The organism is Rhodococcus sp. UNC363MFTsu5.1 (assembly GCF_000686785.1).
Classification (GTDB): Bacteria; Actinomycetota; Actinomycetes; order Mycobacteriales; family Mycobacteriaceae; genus Rhodococcus_G; species Rhodococcus_G maanshanensis.
Genome location: NZ_JMLO01000009.1, coordinates 133,818 through 153,357, shown reverse-complemented (window position 1 = coordinate 153,357; position 19,540 = coordinate 133,818). Strand labels below are relative to the sequence as shown.

Annotated in this window: 14 protein-coding genes and 1 pseudogene; 9 read left to right on the top strand and 6 right to left on the bottom strand. The window is 69.4% G+C overall.

The features are described from left to right. Positions 1 to 115: 115 nt before the first annotated feature. From BR31_RS0111650 to BR31_RS32440, 5 genes and pseudogenes are all read left to right on the top strand, one after another. Positions 116 to 1,243: a resuscitation-promoting factor gene (locus BR31_RS0111650; RefSeq protein ID WP_027501118.1), complete on the top strand. Its 1,128-nt coding sequence runs from the start codon at positions 116 to 118 to the stop codon at positions 1,241 to 1,243. A gap of 71 nt (positions 1,244 to 1,314) precedes the next feature. Continuing rightward, positions 1,315 to 2,229 carry a 16S rRNA (adenine(1518)-N(6)/adenine(1519)-N(6))-dimethyltransferase RsmA gene (gene rsmA / locus BR31_RS0111645; protein ID WP_051637316.1) on the top strand — a complete coding sequence of 305 codons (915 nt, stop codon included), beginning with the start codon at positions 1,315 to 1,317 and terminating at the stop codon, positions 2,227 to 2,229. A 1,397-nt stretch (positions 2,230 to 3,626) separates the two neighbouring features. Further along, positions 3,627 to 3,878: pseudogene (locus BR31_RS32190) on the top strand (16S rRNA (adenine(1518)-N(6)/adenine(1519)-N(6))-dimethyltransferase RsmA); the annotation flags it as partial. A 170-nt stretch (positions 3,879 to 4,048) separates the two neighbouring features. Then, positions 4,049 to 4,336, top strand: a complete 288-nt coding sequence (locus BR31_RS30585; RefSeq protein WP_156042445.1) for a hypothetical protein — start codon at positions 4,049 to 4,051, stop codon at positions 4,334 to 4,336. 324 nt (positions 4,337 to 4,660) lie between these two features. Next, positions 4,661 to 4,786 carry a hypothetical protein gene (locus BR31_RS32440; protein WP_269321346.1) on the top strand — a complete coding sequence of 42 codons (126 nt, stop codon included), beginning with the start codon at positions 4,661 to 4,663 and terminating at the stop codon, positions 4,784 to 4,786. Between the two features lie 162 nt (positions 4,787 to 4,948). On the opposite strand, the gene BR31_RS0111635 is transcribed toward BR31_RS32440, so the two are convergent. The 3 genes from BR31_RS0111635 to BR31_RS0111625 are packed head-to-tail and all read right to left on the bottom strand — an operon-like array spanning position 4,949 to position 8,320. Further along, positions 4,949 to 7,219, bottom strand: coding sequence for a heavy metal translocating P-type ATPase (locus BR31_RS0111635; protein WP_027501115.1), 2,271 nt, complete (start codon positions 7,217 to 7,219; stop codon positions 4,949 to 4,951). Between the two features lies 1 nt (position 7,220). After that, a complete protein-coding gene (locus tag BR31_RS0111630; protein WP_027501114.1) occupies positions 7,221 to 8,102 on the bottom strand; it encodes a hypothetical protein in 882 nt (293 codons plus the stop codon). An 8-nt stretch (positions 8,103 to 8,110) separates the two neighbouring features. Further along, the gene (locus tag BR31_RS0111625) at positions 8,111 to 8,320 is read right to left on the bottom strand and encodes a heavy-metal-associated domain-containing protein (protein WP_027501113.1); all 210 of its coding nucleotides are present in this window, start codon (positions 8,318 to 8,320) and stop codon (positions 8,111 to 8,113) included. Positions 8,321 to 8,504: 184 nt separating this feature from the next. On the opposite strand from BR31_RS0111625, the gene BR31_RS0111620 reads away from it, so the two are divergent. Both BR31_RS0111620 and BR31_RS32435 read left to right on the top strand, forming a co-directional pair. Next, positions 8,505 to 9,938, top strand: a complete 1,434-nt coding sequence (locus BR31_RS0111620) for an MFS transporter (RefSeq protein WP_027501112.1) — start codon at positions 8,505 to 8,507, stop codon at positions 9,936 to 9,938. After that, the gene (locus BR31_RS32435) at positions 9,938 to 10,063 is read left to right on the top strand and encodes a hypothetical protein (RefSeq protein WP_269321345.1); all 126 of its coding nucleotides are present in this window, start codon (positions 9,938 to 9,940) and stop codon (positions 10,061 to 10,063) included. The genes BR31_RS0111620 and BR31_RS32435 overlap by 1 nt, the downstream gene beginning before the upstream one ends. A 90-nt stretch (positions 10,064 to 10,153) precedes the next feature. Here BR31_RS32435 and BR31_RS28315 read toward each other — a convergent pair whose 3' ends face one another. Together BR31_RS28315 and BR31_RS0111610 are read right to left on the bottom strand one after the other, a co-directional pair. After that, positions 10,154 to 10,762 carry a TIGR03086 family metal-binding protein gene (locus tag BR31_RS28315; RefSeq protein ID WP_051637315.1) on the bottom strand — a complete coding sequence of 203 codons (609 nt, stop codon included), beginning with the start codon at positions 10,760 to 10,762 and terminating at the stop codon, positions 10,154 to 10,156. A gap of 100 nt (positions 10,763 to 10,862) precedes the next feature. Next, a complete protein-coding gene (locus BR31_RS0111610) occupies positions 10,863 to 11,831 on the bottom strand; it encodes a helix-turn-helix transcriptional regulator (protein ID WP_027501111.1) in 969 nt (322 codons plus the stop codon). 116 nt (positions 11,832 to 11,947) lie between these two features. On the opposite strand from BR31_RS0111610, the gene BR31_RS28310 reads away from it, so the two are divergent. After that, on the top strand, positions 11,948 to 12,970 hold the full coding sequence (locus BR31_RS28310; protein WP_051637314.1) for a serine hydrolase domain-containing protein: 1,023 nt from the start codon (positions 11,948 to 11,950) through the stop codon (positions 12,968 to 12,970). A 207-nt stretch (positions 12,971 to 13,177) separates the two neighbouring features. Next, positions 13,178 to 13,369, top strand: a complete 192-nt coding sequence (locus BR31_RS0111600; RefSeq protein WP_027501110.1) for a hypothetical protein — start codon at positions 13,178 to 13,180, stop codon at positions 13,367 to 13,369. A gap of 215 nt (positions 13,370 to 13,584) precedes the next feature. Here BR31_RS0111600 and BR31_RS0111595 read toward each other — a convergent pair whose 3' ends face one another. Then, the gene (locus tag BR31_RS0111595; protein ID WP_027501109.1) at positions 13,585 to 19,065 is read right to left on the bottom strand and encodes an ATP-binding protein; all 5,481 of its coding nucleotides are present in this window, start codon (positions 19,063 to 19,065) and stop codon (positions 13,585 to 13,587) included. Positions 19,066 to 19,540: the final 475 nt, after the last annotated feature.

The window sequence follows — 19,540 nt, the reverse complement described above, 5'->3', positions numbered from 1 at the left end:
TTTGTTTACGCTGGTCAGAGCCTCGCGGTTGCCAGGAGTCCTCGTGCTCGTTACCGTACTGTGATCGAACCGCGTCGGGAGTACCCCCGACGACCGTCGGCCCTCAGGACTCCTCGTGTCACCTTTAACTCGGATCAACAACGCCAACTCCCCGCTGCTGCGCGTGGTCGTCGGAGCCCTGCTCCTCACCCTGATCGCGGGTGGACTGCTCGCGGTGTTCCGCCACAAGACGGTCACCGTTGACGTCGATGGGGAGACGATCGCGTTGAGCACGATGAGCACCGAGGTGGTCGACGTCCTCGCCGACGCCGGCTACTCGGTCGGCGACAAGGACGTGGTGGCGCCCGCCGCCGACTCCGCCGTCGCCGACGGGTCGACGGTGGTCCTGCGTCGCGCCCGTGAGCTCGCGCTCACCGTCGACGGCGAGCCGCGCACCATCTGGACCACCGCGCTCACGGTGGACGAGGCCCTGCAGCAGCAGCGACTGGCAGGCGACGTACACGTCTCCGCCTCCCGCTCGCAGCGTCTGCCGCTCGACGGCGCCGCGCTCGACGTGGTGAGCCCCAAGCTGGTCAGCCTGATCGACGGGGCCGCGGCTCCGGCCGAGCTGCGCCTGGCCGCGCCGACCGTGGGTGAGCTGCTGGCCGCCAAGGGCATCCCGCTCGAGCAGGCGGACACCGTCGTGCCCGCGCCCGAGACCAAGCTCGCCGAGGGCATGCAGATCGCGGTCACCCGCACGCGCACCGAGAACGTGACCGAGACGCTGCCGCTTGCGCCGCCGGACCAGCGCATCGAGGACCCGACGATGAACATGAGCCGGACCATCGTGGAGAACCCCGGCGCCCCAGGCGTGCACGACGTCACCTTTGCGATCACCAAGGTCAACGGTGTCGAGACCGGTCGCCAGCAGCTCGATGCCGTCGTCACCACCCCGGCCCAGCCGAAGGTGGTCCGGGTCGGCGCCAAGCCCGGCACCGAGGTGCCGCCCGTGACCAACGGCGCCACCTGGGACGCACTCGCGCAGTGTGAGGCGACTGGCAACTGGCACATCAACACCGGCAACGGCTTCTACGGCGGCGTGCAGTTCGACCAGAACACCTGGGAGCGGCAGGGCGGGCTGAAGTACGCACCGCGCGCCGACCTGGCCACCCGCGAGGAGCAGATCGCCATCGCGAGCAGGACGCAGGCGACTCAGGGCTGGGGCGCGTGGCCGTCCTGCACCTCCCGCCTCGGTATGCGCTGAGTGTCGGATTTCGCGGCAGCTCGGCAGAGGCGATAGGTTCATCTCGTGACAAACCCCGAGGTGAACCCCCTGTGACCAGCCCCGAGGTGGACCCCGCCGAGGGGAACCCGCGCGGCCAGGCCGCCCTGCTCGGCCCCGTCGAGGTGCGCGCGCTGGCCGAAGAGCTGGGCGTGCGCCCCACCAAGCAGCTCGGCCAGAACTTCGTGCACGACGCCAACACGGTCCGCCGCATCGTGACCACGGCAGGCGTCGGCCGCGATGACGTGGTGCTCGAGGTCGGCCCCGGACTGGGCTCGCTGACCCTCGCGCTGATGGATGTGGTCGACTCGGTGATCGCGGTGGAGATCGACCCGGTGCTTGCCGCCCGGCTCCCGACGACGGCGGCTGAGCGGGCTCCGGAGCTCGCGGACCGGCTCACCGTGGTGGGCGCCGACGCCATGAAGGTGATGCCCGCGGACCTGCCCGCCGCGCCGACCGCGCTGGTCGCGAACCTGCCGTACAACGTGGCGGTGCCCGTGCTGCTGCACCTGTTCTCCGAGTTCCCGAGCCTGCGCACCGCCCTGGTGATGGTGCAGGCGGAGGTCGCGGACCGGCTCGCAGCGGTGCCCGGCAACAAGATCTACGGGGTGCCCAGCGTCAAGGCCCGGTTCTTCGGCGAGGTCCGGCGCGCGGGTGCCGTCGGCCGCCAGGTGTTCTGGCCGGTGCCGAAGGTGGAGTCCGGGCTGGTGCGGGTGGACCGCTACGCGGAGCCGCCGTGGCCGATCGACGAGGAGCATCGGCATCGGGTGTTCGCCGTGGTCAATGCGGCCTTCGCGCAGCGCCGCAAGACGCTCCGTGCCGCGCTCGCCACCTGGGCGGGTTCGCCCGCCGAGGCCGAACGCCGACTGGTCGCGGCGGGGATCGACCCGTCCGCCCGCGGCGAGACTCTCGATGCGGCGGCCTATGTGCGCCTGGCGGGGGTCGAGCCACTCGACCCGATCGGATGACGCGGCCCTGACGACGGAAGCGGGCTTCTTCGGAGCCCGTTGCGTTTAACGAATTGCCAAGTGCAGCAACGGTATGCGAATTCGTTCCGCGCCCGGCCCGTCGTCTGTAGGTAATCCCCGGCCCGATGGTCGCGCCGTGGCGGCATAGGTGTGGCCCGTGTTCGGTCAGCTGGTGTTCCCCGCCGCCCTGGTTCCGAGATGCGTCGCCGCCTGGTCGTTGCGGGCATCGAACCATGCGCTCGAGGTAGGTCTTGGACGCCGCCGCTCTCGTGAGACTGGCGACCGTCGAGTGGTTCCGTGATTTGTTTGTGTTGAACGAATCATCATTTGCCGCAGGGATATTCGAATGCTGATGTGGGTCGGGGGCTTTGTCGGTAGGTTACCGCGCAGCGCCGGATCGGTGCTCTGACGGGTGGGTGAGTGCATCGTCGGGTAATTCGCTGTCGAAAGGGCTTCGTTATGGGTTCGGTTGAAGGATTGCTCTGGTACTACCTCATGGGTGGAAGTACGGACCCTGGGGGAATGGGGCCGTACCAGGGCTAGGTGTCTGCCCAGGCAGGTTGGTCGAGAGATTGCGACGACACGCTGTAGCTGGTCGTTGAACAACGAAGGTCTCCTGTCCTCGTGAAGCGGCTGCCATCACAGCCGCTTCGCGAGGACGGGAGAAGTTCGTGGCTGCCTAGCACTGACATCGGAGCAGGCTCCAATGGTCTCCGTTGCGTCTAACGAATCGCCTAGTGCAGCAACAGTATGCGGATTCTGATACGCGGCAGGCCCCTCGTCTGTACGGTGGCGCGAAGCGCGCTCGGTGCCGGTGCTGTCGAGGCTGCCGAGGCGTGACCCAATCCTCGTCACCGAATGGAGTTCATACATGCCTCGTCCCACGATGGGTCGTCTCGCGGCCGCCGTTGTCGCCTCGGCCGTGCTGGTCGGTGGCCTCGCCGCCGGGTCAGGTGCTGCGTCCGCGGCACCCGCCGGATCCCTCCTGCCGGCCGAATCCGTCGCCGCCGTTCCGGCCGGATCAATGGATGACGTCATGGCGAACCCCCTCCAATCCCTCGGTATCTTGATCGCCTTTCCGTTGGTCGTGCTGGGAAGTGGGAGTGCCACCCCCTGCCCTGGCACCCCTGGTTGCGGCCAGATGTGAGGCTGAGTCGAATTTCACCCCGGTCGTGACCATGGCGCGGCGCTGACGCTGTAGGCCGTGTTTCGAAAGTGGTTCCACCGGCGGGAACCACGCCCAGGCAGGCGTGTCGTGACAACTGAATGAACGAGGTCTCCGGTAGAGGGTGAACCAACCGGAATACCGGAGACCTCGTGCTCAGCGTCGCGGTGTCGGGGCGGGCGGGCGGACCTGACCGACGCACGGTGGGCGTTGTTGGGTCCGTTGCTGCCTCGCGGGAAGAAGGCGGGTGGACCGCTACGCCGAGCCGCCATGGCCCATTGACGAGGAGCATCGGCATCGGGTGTTCGCTATGGTCAATGCGGCCTTCGGGTAGCGACGCACGACGCTTCGTGCCGCGCTCGCCACGTGGGCGGGTTCGCCCTCCGAGGCCGAGCGCCTGCTGGTCGCGGCGGGGATCGACCCGTCCGCCCGCGGGGAGGTTCTCGGCGCTGCGGACTTCGTTCGATTGGCGAACGTCGAGTAGATCACCCGATTCGTTCGCGTTAAACGAATAATCAAGTGCCGCAACAATGTATGGATTCTTGCACCGGGCCTGACTGATGTCGGTAGGGTGCCGCGAAGCGTGCTCGGTGATGGTGCTCTTCGGCGCCGACGATGCACGACTCAATCGCCGTCTCTGAATGGAGTTCGTACATGCCTCGTTCCACGATGCGTCGTCTCGCCGCTGCTGTGGTTGCGTCGGCGGTGCTGGCCGGTGGTCTCGCCGCCGGGTCCGGTGCCGCGTCCGCGGCGCCCGCCGGATCCCTCTTGCCGGCCGAATCCGTCGCCGCCACTTCCACCGGATCCCTGGATGGCGTGGAGAACCTTCCCCTCTACGAGAACAAATACGGGGTGCTCGGCGCTCCGCTCGTCCTGCTCTCCTATTTTGGCGGAAGTTATGAGGAATGTAACTTCGCCCCCTACGGTTGCATGTTCCAGTAGGGAAACCGTCGCGGCCCGGTGTGCGCCTGCGCTCGGGCCGCGCTGCTCCGCACGGGCGGAGCATTGGCCGCTGATGTCGCAGCCTTGGTCACATGATCGCATCCGAGTCGCTGGACTCCGTCGTGTGACGGGCTGCTGGCGGCGTGGCAGATTCCGCCGATAGTCCGTTGTGTTGAACGAATCGACAAGTGCGGCAATAATGTACGAATTTCCGCACCGGGCTTGATTGTTGTCGGTACGGTGTCGCGAACCGTGTTCGGTATCGGCGTATTCAAGCCGTGCCGAGTGGGACACAATCTCGAAGCCTACGAATGGAGTTCGTACATGCCTCGTCCCACAATGCGTCGTCTCGCGGTCACGGTTCTCGTCTCGGCAGCGCTGACCGGCGGCCTAGCTGCCGGAGCGGCCGCCGCCACCGCCACCCCCGTTGAATCCCTCCAGCCTGCCTGATCGGTCACCACTCTTCCCGCCGACATCGACGCCGCAATATCCGGCGTCCTGGCAGAACTCCCAACCGGGAGCCTCGGGGGCAACGGGCTTTTGCACCGGCTACGCCCGTGAGTCCTTCTGGTGTGCAGTGACACCAGAAGGACTCACGGGCGGCGCAGCCGCCTACCGGAACCGACGCAGCCGTAGGCTGTTGCTCACCACGAACACGCTCGAGAACGCCATCGCCGCGCCGGCGAGCATCGGGTTGAGCAGGCCCGCCGCGGCCAGCGGGATGGCCGCCGCGTTGTAGGCGAACGCCCAGAACAGGTTGCCGCGGATGGTGCCGAGTGTCTTGCGGGACAACCGGATCGCGTCGGCGGCCGAGCGCAGGTCGCCGCGGACCAGCGTGATGTCGCTGGCCTCGATGGCCGCGTCGGTCCCGGTGCCCATCGCCAGCCCCAGGTCAGCCTGGGCCAGTGCGGCGGCATCGTTGACGCCGTCGCCCACCATCGCGACCACCTTCCCGCGGGACTGCAGTTCCTTGACGGCGTCGACCTTGTCCGCCGGCATGACCTCCGCCAGCACCGTGTCGATGCCGACCTGGTCGGCCACGGTCCTGGCGGCCGCCGCGTTGTCGCCGGTCAGCAGCACCGGTTCGAGGCCGAGCCGCTTGAACTGCGCGATCGCCTCGGCGCTGGTGTCCTTGACCGCATCGGCGACGACCAGCACGGCCCGTGCCGCGCCGTCCCAGCCGACCACGATCGCGGTCTTGCCCGCGTTCTCGGCCGCGGCCTTGGCCTCGCTCAGTTCCGCCGGCAGGCGCAGCGACCAGTCCTCGAGCAGCGAGGTCCGGCCCGCGACGACGGCGTGCCCGTCGACGACGCCCTGGACCCCGCGACCCTCGACGTTCTCGAAGCCCTCCACCGACGGCAGCTGACCTGTTGCATCGGCCGCGGCGGCGTTCGCGATCGCCTTGGCGATCGGGTGCTCGGAGGCGTGCTCCAGGGCACCGGCCAGGCGCAGCGCCTCGGCGCGATCGGTGCCCTCGACCACGATCACGTCCTCCAGCGTCATCTTGCCGGTGGTGACCGTGCCGGTCTTGTCCAGCACGATGGTGTCGACCTTGCGGGTGGACTCGAGTACCTCGGGCCCCTTGATCAGGATGCCCATCTGGGCGCCGCGCCCGGTGCCGACGAGCAGGGCCGTCGGGGTGGCGAGGCCGAGCGCGCAGGGGCAGGCGATGATCAGCACCGCGACCGCGGCGGTGAACGCGACCGACAACGGGTTGCCCGTTCCGATCCAGTACCCCAGTGCGGCAACGGCGATCGCGATGGCGATCGGCACGAAGACCCCGGCGATGGTGTCGGCGAGACGCTGCACCTGGGCCTTCCCGTTCTGTGCGTCCTCCACCAGGGCCGCCATCTGGGCCAGTTGGGTGTCGGCGCCGACCCTGGTCGCCCGGACGACGAGCCTGCCGCCTGCGTTGACGGTCGCACCGACCACCCCGTCGCCCTCGGCGACCTCGATCGGGACGGATTCGCCGGTCAGCATCGACATGTCCACCGCTGATCGGCCCTCGACGACCTCACCGTCGGTGGCGATCTTCTCTCCCGGCCGCACCACGAACAGGTCGCCGACCGCGAGTTCCGTTGCAGGAATGCGGGTCTCGACTCCGCCGCGGAGCACCGAGACCTCCTTGGCCCCGAGCTCGAACAGTGCGCGCATGGCGGCCCCTGCCCGCCGCTTGGAACGCTGCTCGAAGTAGCGGCCCGCGAGCACGAAGGTGATGACTCCCGCGGCGACCTCGAGGTAGATGTTGGCGGCCCCGTCGGTGCGCCCGATGGTGAGCGAGAACGGGTGCGTCATCCCGGGTTCACCCGCGGTGCCGAAGAACAGCGCGTACAGCGACCAGAGGAACGCCGAGCCGGTGCCGATGGTGATCAGGGTGTCCATGGTGGCGGCGCCGTGCTTGAGATTGGCCCAGGTGGCCTTGTGGAACGGCAGCCCAGCCCACACGATGACCGGTGCGGCCAGCGTGAGCGAGAGCCACTGCCAGTTGGTGAACTGCAGCGCCGGGATCATCGCCATGGCGATGACGGGGACGGACAGGATCGCCGAGACGATCAGCCGGGTGCGCAGGGCGGCGAGGGCTCTGGACTGCTCGTCCTCGGGCTCGGTGTCGGCACCGGTGTCACGGTCGGCCGAGGACGGCTGGGGAACGGTGGCCGAGTACCCCGCCTTCTCGACCTCGGCGACGAGGTCGGCCGAGGTGACCGCGGGGTCGAAGACGACCTTGGCCTTCTCGGTGGCGTAGTTGACGGTGGCGCTCACGCCCTCCATCTTGTTGAGCCGCTTCTCGATCCTGGCCGCGCAGGAGGCGCAGGTCATCCCGCCGATGGCGAGCTCGATGCTGGCGGTGCCGGTGGTCTCGGGAGCGAGGTACTCGGTGGTCATGTCAGTGGCCTTCGTGGGTGGAGACCGTGAATTCCGCTGTGCGGACCACGTTCTCGTGCTGGAAGTCGAGGAACAGGCGGTAGGTGCCGTCGGACGGTGCCTGCGCGTGGAAACGGACGTCCGGTCCGGGCGGGGTGACGCCGTCGCCGGGCTCGCCCTGCGGGTGCACGTGCAGGTAGGCGAGGTCGCCGGTGCGCAGCGCGACCAGGTGCCCGAAGGCGCCGAGGTACGGCTGCAGATCGGTGACCGGCTTCCCGTCGCGGGCCACGGCAAGGGTCAGCTCTCCGCCTGCCGTGCTGAGGTCGCCGGACAGGGTGACCTGGTAGCCGTCCACCTCGGCGACCCGGGCTTCCCGGGGCAGGGGGGCAGGCGCGAAGTCGCCCGCGACGTCGACGTTGCGGCCGAGCGTCAGCTGCGGGCCGCCGGTCGGCTGGAAGTCGGCGAACACGCGGTAGGTGCCGCCCCGTGGCCAGTTCCAGTCGATGGACCAGGTGCCGTCCGCGGCCAGGACCGGGTGGACGTGGCGGAACTCGATGGTGTCGCTGCGGACGACGATCAGGTGCAGCTGCTTCTCGTGCAGCTCGTCGTACTCGGTGACCGCGGTCCCGGACGGGTCGAGGATCCGGAAGGCCAGTGCGCCGGGGTCGTTGGCTGCGGCGGGCGCGGTGACCTCGGACAGGGTGTAACCCTGCTCGGAGACCTGAAGGCCCGCGGGGGTGGTGGTGACGGTGGTGTCCGCATCACCGTGTCCGCCGTGGGCGGCGGTGTCGTGGGTGTTCGACATGTCGATCGGGCTTCCTGTTGCCGCGCCCAGCCCGAGGGCCGCCGCGAAGATCACGGCGAGCCCTCCGGCGTAGGCGGCGAGTTTGATCGGGGTGTTCATGGCCGTCCCTATGCGGGAGTGGCCGAGTAGCCGGCCTCGTCGACGGCGCCGAGTACTGCCGATTCGTCGAGCGGGGCGGAGCTGGTGATGGTGAGCCGGCCGGTGGGGACGTCGACGGCGATGTCGGTGACCCCGCCGAGCTTGCCGACCTCGGCGCGGACCGAGCCCGCGCAGTGGCCGCAGGTCATGCCGGTGACGGTGTAGTTCGCGATGGTCATGTCGTTCTCCTCTGTGTGGGCCATACCAATGGGGGGTACGGGTTCTTGCATGGATGAAGGTACCCCTGGGGGGTAGTTCGCGCAAGTCCCTGTCGGGTGTTGCGCGTCATACCCATGGGGGGTATAAACCGAGGCGCGGCATTCGCCGTGACAGTCATCCGGAGTATCAGGAGGAGTGGTCGAGATGGATCGGACACAGGGACCGACGCAAACCCGAAAATGGTTGGCGCTGGGGTTGATTGCGCTCGCGCAGTTCATGGTCATCATGGACACGTCGATCATCGGGGTCGCGCTGCCGGAGATGCGCGAGGATCTCGGCTTCAGCCAGGGAAATCTCACCTGGGTGTTCAACGCGTACGTCGTGATGTTCGGTGGGATGCTGCTGCTCGGCGGGCGGCTGTCCGACCTGTACGGCGCCCGCCGGATGTTCAGCCTCGGATGGCTCATCCTGCTGGTGGGATCGGCGGCCGCGGGTCTGGCCGGTGACGTGCCGACCGAACTCGTAGGGCGGGCGGTACAGGGCGTCGGCGCCGCGCTGATCGCGCCTGCCGCGCTCACCCTGCTGATGATGCTGTTCGGGTCCACCCCGCGGGAACTGACCAGGGCGCTGGCCGTCTACGGCGCCGCTGCGCCCGCGGGCGGAACCGCGGGCGTGTTCCTGGGCGGACTGCTCACTGAGTACGCCTCGTGGCCATGGGTGTTCTACATCAACATCCCGATCGCGGTCATCGCGCTCGTTGCGGCGCCCGCGCTGCTGCCCGGCGGTCGCGGCGGTGCGAGTGGTGGCGTCGACCTGCTCGGTGCGCTCACCGTCACGCTCGGCATCGGGGCGGCGGTGTTCGGCATCGTCCGTGCCCCCGAGGTCGGCTGGGCAGCCGCGCAGACGTGGGGGACACTGATCGCCGCCGCGGTGCTGATCGCGGGGTTCGTGGTGATCCAGTCCCGCAGGCGCGAACCGCTGATCCGGCTCGCGATCTTCCGTACGCCCAACCTGGGTGCCGCCAATCTCGCGCAGTTCCTGCTCGGGGCCGCGTGGATCCCGATGTGGTTCTTCCTGAACCTGTATCTGCAGCAGGTGCTCGGCTACTCGGCGTTTCCCAGCGGCGCCGCCCTCATCCCGATGACGGCGCTGATCATGATCGGCATGATCGTGCTCGCCCCTCGGCTGATCGCGAGGTTCGGCCCGAAGTCGATGGTGGTCTCGGGTCTGGTCCTGCTGTCGGCGGGCCTGGCCTGGTTGTCGCTGGTTCGCCCGGACGGCAACTTCTGGGTCGACGTGCTGCCCGCGTCGTTGGTCTCGGCGCTCGGCATGGCGCTGGCCTTCATCCCCTCGCTTGGCACCGCGATCTCCAGCGCAAGGCCGGAGGAGGGCGGACTGGCGTCGGGCATCGTCAACACCAGCTACCAGCTCGGCTCCGCGCTGGGTCTGGCCGCCGCGACTGCGGTCGGCGCGGCGCTGGGGGCGAACGAGCTCGGTGATTCCGGCGCCCTCACGGACGGGTTCTCGGCGGCCTTCCTGGTCGCGGCGGCGGTCGCGTTGGCCGGGGCTGCCCTGGCCGGGCTGACGTTGCGCGGTTCTCGGGCGTCCGCGCCGGACGCCGAGTCGGTGACGGTCTGATGGCGCGGGGAGCGGTCCGGCTGGACGATCCGAGGATCAGGGCCGTGCTGCGCTGCGTGGGGGGCTGCCTGCTGGTCTCGCTGCGGGTCCGGCTGGATCGACGTTCCGTCGGTGACGCTCGCTGAGCTCCGGCACGGATCGGCTGCTCGCTGACGCTCCTGTGGGACGCGAGTCCGCGCAGGAGCGTCAGCATCCGCCGTTTGTGGCGGAAAGCGTTATCGGAGTATGGAAGTCGCCGCGGGGGCCCACTGAGGATCGCGACCGAGGAGGGCGGCCAGCCGGTCGAGGGCGGGGGCGTCCGGGTCGAGAGCGCGGACCGGGGCGAACAATGCGCCCGGCCCGCGCATGTCGGGCGAGTCGGGGTATCCACCGGCGAATTTCAGTGCGGTGGCCACCCGGCGTTCCGCGGGACGGTAGTCGATACCGATCGCCCTGCTCAGGTCCCAGCCGTGGGTGAGGACGTCGACGAAGTGGACGCCGATGGCGATCGAGCCGGACGCTGCCCCGGAGTTCGCGAGCGGAATGCTCCGATCGAGGACCGCGTCGTCGGTCAGGGCGAAGGTGAGTTCGCTTGCGGCAGCGGCGAAATCGGCACGGGGATCCGGAGTCGGCGGGGCGTCGCCGGTGAGGCCCGCGCTGGTGTTGTCGGCGGTGCCGGACAGGTGGGAGCACATCGCCCTGGCGTTGGCGTTCAGGTGGCAGATCACCGCACGGACATCCCACTCGTCGCAGGGGGTCGGGAGATCTAGCTGTTGTTCGCTCAGGTCGGCGATGATCCCGCCCGTCAGGGTGAGTGCCTCCAGGTAGTGCTCGCGCAGGTCCATGAACCCTCCTCTATACGTACGAACGATCGTGCGGTTATTTGACCACGCGATCGGCGTGCGGATCAAGGGGGTGCAAACACGGGCGACCGGGCGCCCGTGTTCAGCTCCGGCGGTAGCGCTCGCTGAGCATCGCGTGGCGCTCGGCCTGCCGCAGGCATTCCTCGCGGACCTCGGGCGGGCTGAGCACCGTGAAATCGACGCCGAACGCAGCGAGCCAGCCCGCGATGCCGCTGGCCGAGTCGCCGCGGAGCTCGATCACACACCGGCCGTCGTCGACCGCCTCGAGCGCGCCCCAGAACTCGTCGACCATCGGCGTGATCTGCTCGATCGGGGCATCCAACAGCACCCGCGCCGTGACCTGGCTGAACGCGCGGCTGATGCCGCGGGAGACGAACGCGGCGGCGTCGCCTGCCGGCAGCTCGCGCGGCGTGAACCGGGGCCCGCTGGGCGTTTTGGGCGTCATCCGGTCCACCCGGAACGATCGCCAGTCCTCGCGCGTGAGGTCCCAGGCGACCAGGTACCACCGCGCCCCGGCCCGGACCAGGCGGTGCGGTTCGACCTCCCGCCTGCTCTCGGTGCCGTCGGGGGTGCGGTAGTCGAAGCGCAGCCGCTCGTGGACGTGGCAGAGCGAGGCGATCGCGGAGAGCACCTTCGCGTCGACCGCGGACCGGGGCGCGCCCTGCGGCACCACGTCGATCCGCAGCGCGTCGAGGCGGTGCCGCAGCCGCGAGGGCATCACCTGCCGCAGCTTGGTCAGTGCGCGCAGCGACGAGTCGCCGAGGCCCTCGACCGATCCGGTGGCGCCGGACTGCAGGCCGAACGCGACGGCCAGCGCCTCCTCGTCGTCCAGCAGCAGCGGCGGCATCTCCGCGCCTGCGCCGAGCTGATACCCGCCACCGACGCCAACGCTCGCGTTGACCGGATAGCCCAGGTCGCGCAGCTTGTCCACGTCGCGGCGCACCGTCCGCGGCGTCACGGCCAGCCGGTCCGCCAGGTCCGCCCCCGACCACTCCCGCCGCATCTGCAGCAGCGACAGCAGTCGGAGCAGTCTCGCCGAGGTTTCCCGCATGGCTACACCCTGCCAGCCATTGCGGACAGTTGTGGTCCGCATTAGCCGCGTGAGTCGCCGGGCGATCGTGCGGGTCCCTGGAACACTCGAGAAATTCGGGGAAGGGGGAAATTGCGATGGCCGACTTGTTGCGGAGAAACCGACCACCGACTCTGTCCACGGCGGTCACCGGCGATGCGGAGCTCGTCGGTCGGGTCGGGCCGCTGATCGGGGACGGCGTGCGCGACTGCGTCAGCGTCGTCGAGATCGACAACGGGCGAGATCGTGAGGCGCATTTCGGGTCGTCCCGCGACGCCTCGTTCGAGATCGGGTCGATCACCAAGGTCATGACCGCCATGCTGTTCGCGGATGCGATCGATCGAGGCGAGGTTGCGGAGGGGACCCGGCTTGATGAGTTGCTTCCGGTGCGGGGGACCGGCGTCGCCGCGGTGACGCTCGGGGACCTGGCCGGTCACCGGTCGGGACTGCCGCGCCTGTCGCCACGGACGCGGGACTCGCTCGGCGCGGCCATCGCGGCCGCCGCGCGGCGCGACCCCTACCGCGCCGATCTCCGTGGGCTGCTCGCTCAGGCACGGGCCTCCACGCCCGGCCCGCCCGGCCGCATGGCCTACTCGAATCTGGGTGGCGCGCTGCTGGGTCAGGCCCTGGCCGCTGCGGCGGGCATCGGATATGCCGACTTGCTCACCGAGCGGTTGTCGGCGCCCCTCGGCATGACCGACACGTATCTGCCCGTCACTCGGGACGGCATCCGGTCCGGCGCCATGATCGGGTACGACCGACGCGGTCGGCGCGCGGGGCCGTGGACGATGAATGCGGCGGCACCGGCGGGTGGGGTGCGTTCCACTCCGGCCGACATGACGCGATTCGCCCGAGCGGTCCTCGCGGGGGCGGCACCGGGAATGTCTGCACTCGAACCCCGATGGGACGCCGACGGCGACGGCCGGATCGGGTACGCCTGGCTCACGAATCGGGTCGGCGAGCGGACCGTCACCTGGCACAACGGCACGACGGGCGGCTTCGCGAGCATGCTCGCGCTCGACCGTGACCGGCAGCGCGCCGTCCTCGTCCTGTCGAACACCGCCACGTCGGTCGACGGGGCGGCCGTCGCGCTGCTCCTCGGGGTGGTCAGCCCTCGTTGAAGACCGGGCGTGCCAACCGATTCAGCTGGAATGTCGAACGTTGCGTTTTACGAATCATGTTGTGTCGCAATGGAATGAATACGCAACCGCGGGTGCGGAGCGCAGGGTACGTTGACCCCCAATCACGACCGCGTCGACCGATGCCGGTCTCGCGGCAGTTGTCACGGCGGCGCCTCGTCCGAGGTCCCGCCCCTTTCACACAGGATCTTGACGACACATCATTCCGGGCGTCGAATCATCTCGACTGCCGTCGTCGCCACCGCGCTGGCAGGTGCACTGGTCACCAGCGGCGGAACCGCGGCGGCGGATTCCCTGGACCCGATCGAGAACGTCATCGGCACGGGATCGGCTGCCACGGTGGTGGCCTTGGACGAGATCGGGTCGTCGGAAGCGGCATGACGGGAAGCAACGAGATCGTGGGCCCGACTATGGATGTGGGAGGTACGGCGCTCGGTTCTGTCTGCGCTGCTGTGCGGAACCTGTTGTTGGGCCAGAATTACTGCATCGCCCCATTCAGTATGGGCGTACAGGGCTGACACCGCTTCGGGCCGCAGCAACAAATGGGCGCCGCCGGAATCGTTCCGGCGGCGCCCACTGCTGTCACAGATCGATCCCTACACCGAGTTCAGAGCCTTGCCCATGCCCCGCTCCACCGCGTCGACCAGGCGCGGACGCAGCTCGGCCGCCGGGACGATCGCATGCACCGAGCCGACCTCGCGGGCCCGCTCGATGTTGTGGATCGCCTCGAATTCGGCGGCCACCTCGCCGAGCTTCGACGACCGGACCGCGGAGCGCTCGGCGGCGAGCTCGACCCGCAGGCGGGTGCGTTCGGCGTTGTCGTCCGTCTCGGCCAGGCGGGCCTCGAGGTCACGGACCGCGGGATCCGCTGCGGTGCGGGTGTTCACCTCGCGGGTGAAGACGACGGCCGCGGCGGGTGCGCCGCCGAGCACCGAGGCGAAGGAGCCCTCCACCGCGAGCACCTCCATGTTCTCGTTCAGCGCGCCGGAGAACACCACGAACGCGCCGCCGTGGTACCGCGAGACCACCACGAACACGATCGGTCCGTCGAAGTTCACGATGGCACGGCCGATCTCGGCGCCGTACTCGAGCTGCAGGTTCCGCAGCGACTCCGGGGAGCCGTCGAAGCCGGACAGGTTCGCCAGCACCACGACCGGGCGATTGCCGCTGGCCGCGTTGATCGCGCGGGCCGTCTTCTTCGACGAGCGCGGGAACAAGGTGCCGGACGTCCACTGGTCGGGTCCGTCGGTCGGGAACCAGCCCTTGCGGGCGATGGCGCGCGACTCGATGCCGATCACGGTCACCGCGTTGCCACCGAGGTGGGCGTCGAACACCACGGAGGTGTCGGCGTCGGCCATGTCGGCCCACCGTTCGAGCACCGCGTGGTCCTGGTCGACCACGGAGCGCATCACGGTCCGGATGTCGAAGGGCTTCTTGCGGTCCGGGTTGGTCTCCGCCGAGAAGATCTCGCCGACGGTGGTGAACTCGCTCGACGGGTGCACGTGCGGGAAGGTGCGAACGTCGCGGTCGATCGGGTCCGTGGACTCGACCTTGCGCGGGAATCGTTCGCCCGCAGCGAGGTACGAGTGCTCGTAGTGCGTGAACAGGACGCCGATGGCCGCCGTCAGGTTCGGCGCCCAGTACTGCGCCTGGCCGTTCGGGCCCATCACCCGGTCGTAGCCGCCGATGCCGAAGTTGTCCTCCGCGGAGACACCACCCGAGTAGTCGAGCGACTGCTTGCCGGTCAGCACCATCGCGCTGTCCGGGGTCATCACCAGGATGCCCTTGGTGTGCATCAACATCGTCGCCTCGGCGTTCCAGTAGGGCTGGGCGCCGACGTTGATTCCGGCGACGATGACGTTGATCTCGCCGCCGTTCTGGGTGAACGTGATGATCCGGCGCAGCCCGCGTGAGACCCAGTCCATGTTCTCGGTGCCGGACTCCATCGAGATGGTGGCGCCGGAGGAGAGAGCGAACCACTCGACGGGCACGCCGAGACGCTCCGCCATGTCGATCGCGGCGACCACCCGGGAGCACTCGGCCTCGGCCACGGTGCCCAGCGCCTTCGTCGGATCACCGAACAGCGCGACGCGGGTCATGCCCTCGGGATGCCGTTGGGTGGGCGTGGTCACCAGGCCGACGATGATGCCCGCGGAGTTCCGTCCGTGGGGGCGGTCGACCGGGACCAGCACGCCGGACTCGTCGAGGTCGTACTCGACGAACGTGCCGCCGGCCGACAAGGCGGGGATCAGCTCGTAGGGGTACACGGTGCCGCGCGCCTTGGAACGCTGCACCTTCTGCGTGTACGCGTCCAACGGCTTGAGCGGCTCGGTCGGCGGCTCGGTGACGGCAACCTGCAGGCCCGCGCCCGAACGGTACGAGAACCGAACCGCCACCTGACGAGGCGCCCCGTTGGGCGTCTCCTGCAGGCGACCGATGATGGTGAGCTGCTCGAGTCCGGCGCCAACGGTCAGCGGCGCGACGTGCTGCGCGATCCTGGCGATCCGGTCGGCCGACACCTCGAACTTCGGCCACACGTAGAGCACAACGCGGTTGTTCTCGATGCGCTTGCTGCCGCGCTCGGCCTGGACCCGGCGGATGCCGTCGAGGCAGGCCACGACGGCCCGCTCGATGGCGGGCGCGGCGGCGATCTCGCCGTCCGCGTCGAGCTGCAGCGTCAGGTCCCGCACCTGCGCCATCGCGATCAGCCGCTCGTCGGTCTGGTTCTCCTTGGCGACGAGGCGGTACAGGTAGGTGTCCGCCGGGGCGGGCAGGCGGGTGCCGTCGAAGTTCTTGAGCCGCCACATGTTCAGGCGCTGAGCGGTGAGCGGGTGCATGTCGCGGATGATCTTGTCCTCGACCAGCCCCGAATCCGGCTCGGCCGCGGGCCGGAACGTCACGACGCGCTGCGCCGTGATGTCGCCGGGGGTCGCCACCGTGACCGTGATGCGGCGCCAGGACGCCGCTGCGCCGTGTTCCCGCAACACCGTGCGCAGCGACTCCGCGAGGGCGTCGCCGTCCGCGGGTGCGTCCGGCCAGACGAGGTAGAGGTCGATGACCTGGTTGACCGGGGCAGGCCCGACCGCGGCGTCGACGGCGGCGAGCGCCTCGTCGAGGCGGTCCCGCTCGGCGGCGACCGAGACCAGGTTCAGCTGTTCACCCGAGAGCTCGAAAGTGCCCGTGACGCAGGGCAAGCCGTGACCGTCGAGGGCCTTGACGTCGTGCAGGCCGCGAATCTTGTAGTACTGCCGGGTGACGACCTCCAGCAGGTCGCCCGGCAGCGACAGCGGGTCGGCGAGGAGACCGACCAGCGGCTCCGGCGTGTCCACCAGCGCGTCGATCCGCTCCGCGCGGTCGACCGCGCCCGGACGCTCCGCGAGGTACTGCAGGCTGCCCCGCACGCCGTCGTAGACCTGCTCGCGGGCCTTGCGGATCGCCGGCTCGTCGAAGATCCGGAACTGCAGGTTGCGGGCGACGTCGCCGACGACCGGGTAGCGCAGCTGGGTGGCGAGGACGAGTCGGTCGAGCACCTCAGCCAGGGCGGGGTAGTTGTCCGTGCAGACGCGGCCGTCGTGCAGCCACTGCGCGAGCAGGCCCGCGACGATCGGGACCTGGGTCTCCATCCGCTGCTGCGCGACGAAGATCCGGTAGACGGCCTCCTCGAGCTCCAGCGTGCGCTCGAGATCGTTGACGTCGTAATGACGCAGCGATCGGGAGAGCTTGGCGCGGAACGAGTCCGGCATCCCGTGGACGTCGACGTCGAGCGACTGCAGGAATGAGTGGAAGTGCTCGCGCGGGCTGTGCACCCGCTCGACGGTGTCCTCCTCGTCGACGGTCGGCCGGTTGCGTGAGAGCTCGCACAGGTCCGCGAACGTGGTCATCAGGTTCAGCTCGGCGGCGACGAGGGTGTTGTCGGACTCGGGGAGCGACTCGCGCAGGGCGAGGTACTCGGCCAGCAGCGCGCGCGAGCGGGCGGCGTCGACGTCGAATCCGGTGATCATCGCGCTCAGCGCGTCGAGCCGCGCCAGCGCCTCGGTGAGGTCGTCGCGGTCGCGGGTCTCGGGGGCGACGAACTCGACCCGCGGGGCCTGGGTGGTCACCGTCTCCTCGGCGACCTGATCGACGCGCAGCAGCGGCGCGCCCGCGTCCACCTGGGCGTTGACCACGGCCAGCACCTCGCGGACGGTGCCCGCGTATGGAGCCCGGATCGCGGTCTCCATCTTCATCGCCTCGAGCACCACGAGGGTGTCGCCGGCCTCCACCTCGTCGCCGACGGCGACCGGGAGGGCGACCACCACGGCGGGCGAGGGGGCGCGCACGACGCCCGCCTCGTCCTGGCTGATCTGGTGGCTGATGCCGTCGACCTCGACGAGGTGATGGGCGGGGCCGGTCACCGAGACGATGTGGAACCGGCGGCCGCCGACCACGATCCGGCTCTCGAACTCGCTGAGCCGGTCGACGTCGACCTCGATCTCGCCGCTGTCGCCGTCGATCCGGTAGCGGTGCGGTCCGATCTGACCGACCACGAGCTGGTAGGCCTGGCCCTGGTAGCTGAGTTCGACGGGTCGGCCGACGTTGTGCTTGGCGCGCGGCCTGCCGCCGCGGGCGGCGGCGAGGAACGCGCCGCGCTCGTGGGCCTCCTCGGCGTCGTACACGCCGACGGCGGTGGCCAGCAGCGCCACGGCGGCGGCGGGCGTCGGGCCGTTCGCGGTGCCCGCGCCGGTGCGGTCGAGCCATCCGGTGTCCGCGCTGGCGGTGATCACCTCCTCGCGGTCCAGCAGGTCAAGCAGGAACGACTTGGTGGTGGTGCCGCCGTCGAGGACGACGGTGGTCTCGCGCAGCGCGGTGCGCAGCCGGGCGAGGGCCTCGGACCGGTCCCGGCCCCAGGCGATGACCTTGGCGACCATGGAGTCGTAGTCGGGCGGGATGACATCGCCCTGGGCGATGCCGGTGTCCACGCGCAGTCCGGAGCCGAGCGGGAACTTGAGCAGGCGCACGGTGCCGGGCGCAGGGGCGAAGCCGTTGTCGGCGTCCTCGGCGTTGAGCCGGGCCTCGACGGCGTGGCCGAACTCGGGCGGGCAGTCACCGACCAGCGGGTCGCCGCCTGCCACCTGGATCTGCAGCTTGACCAGGTCGATGCCGGTGGTGGCCTCGGTGATCGGGTGCTCGACCTGCAGTCGGGTGTTGACCTCGAGGAAGGTGAAGACCTGCTGGGAGGGCTGGTACAGGTACTCGACGGTGGCGGCACCGCAGTAGCCGGCCGCGCGCACCAGGTCGGCGGAGACGCCACGCAGGTGGTCGGCCTGCTCCTTGCTCAGCAGGGGAGAAGCCGACTCCTCGATGACCTTCTGGTTCTTGCGCTGGATGGAGCAGTCCCGCACGCCGGGGGCCCAGACGTTGCCGTGCGCGTCGGCGATGACCTGCACCTCGACGTGCCGGGCCTCGGTGACCAGGCGCTCGATGAACACGACGGGGTCGCCGAAGGAACGCTCCGCCTCGCCCTGGGTGCGCTCGAGGGCGAGCTCGAGTTCGTCCTCGGCGAAGACCTTGCGGATGCCACGGCCACCGCCGCCGGAGCGGGCCTTGATGATCAGCGGGTAGCCGATGGCCTGCGCGTGCCTGCGGGCGTCGGCGCGGGTCTCGACGGGGCCGCCGGACCACGGCGCGACCGGGACGCCGACCTTCTCGGCGAGCAGCTTGGCCTCGACCTTGTCGCCGAGCAGGCGCATGGCGTCGGCGGAGGGGCCGATGAAGGTGATACCGAGGCGGGCGCAGAGGTCAGCGAAGGCCGGGTCCTCGGCGACGAAGCCCCAGCCGACCCAGACGGCGTCGGCCCTGGCCTCGATCAGGGCGCGCTCGAGCTCGGCGTGATCGAGGTAGGGGGTTGCGGCCGTGGTGGACGGTCGCAGGGTGACGCCCTCGTCCGCCTGCCGGACGAACATCGCCCGACGCTCGGCCTCCGTGTGCAGCGCGATCGTCGTGATGCCGTAAGGGTGCTCGGCATTGAGCTCGCGCACTGCCCGGATCAGGCGTACCGCCGCCTCACCCCGATTGACCACCGCTACACGTTTGAACATCCTCGCCCACCGTTTCTCGAATATGTGTGTCGACTGCGCCGCGCCCATGCGACCGTCCGCCCGTCCCGAACCCCATGAGGATGCCGGAGCGGTGTGCAGTCCGGACCGGTTGGCCTGGGACATGCCCGACCGAGTGCGGCTGGGACCCGAAACCTCGTGTGGAAACGAAGTCGAGGCGCGAGCGAATTCGATCCGGTCACGCGTAATCCTCGCCCGGCCTGGCGTCCCAAGTCGACCCTGCCGGTACGCAAGCATGCAGTATTTCCCCGACATTGTCATGTCGCGTCCGTCGGCGCCGGCGGATCGATCAATGTCGTTGCAGTGCAGCGGGATTCGATTCGTCCTCGGTGGGGACCGGAGGGTGAATCGGTACTACCAACCGGTAATAAGATTGATACTGGCGAGTAGGTATAACGCGTACTCGTGAGTAGGAAATTGTTTACTCACGAGTAGGGTTACTGGCAGGCGAAGTTTT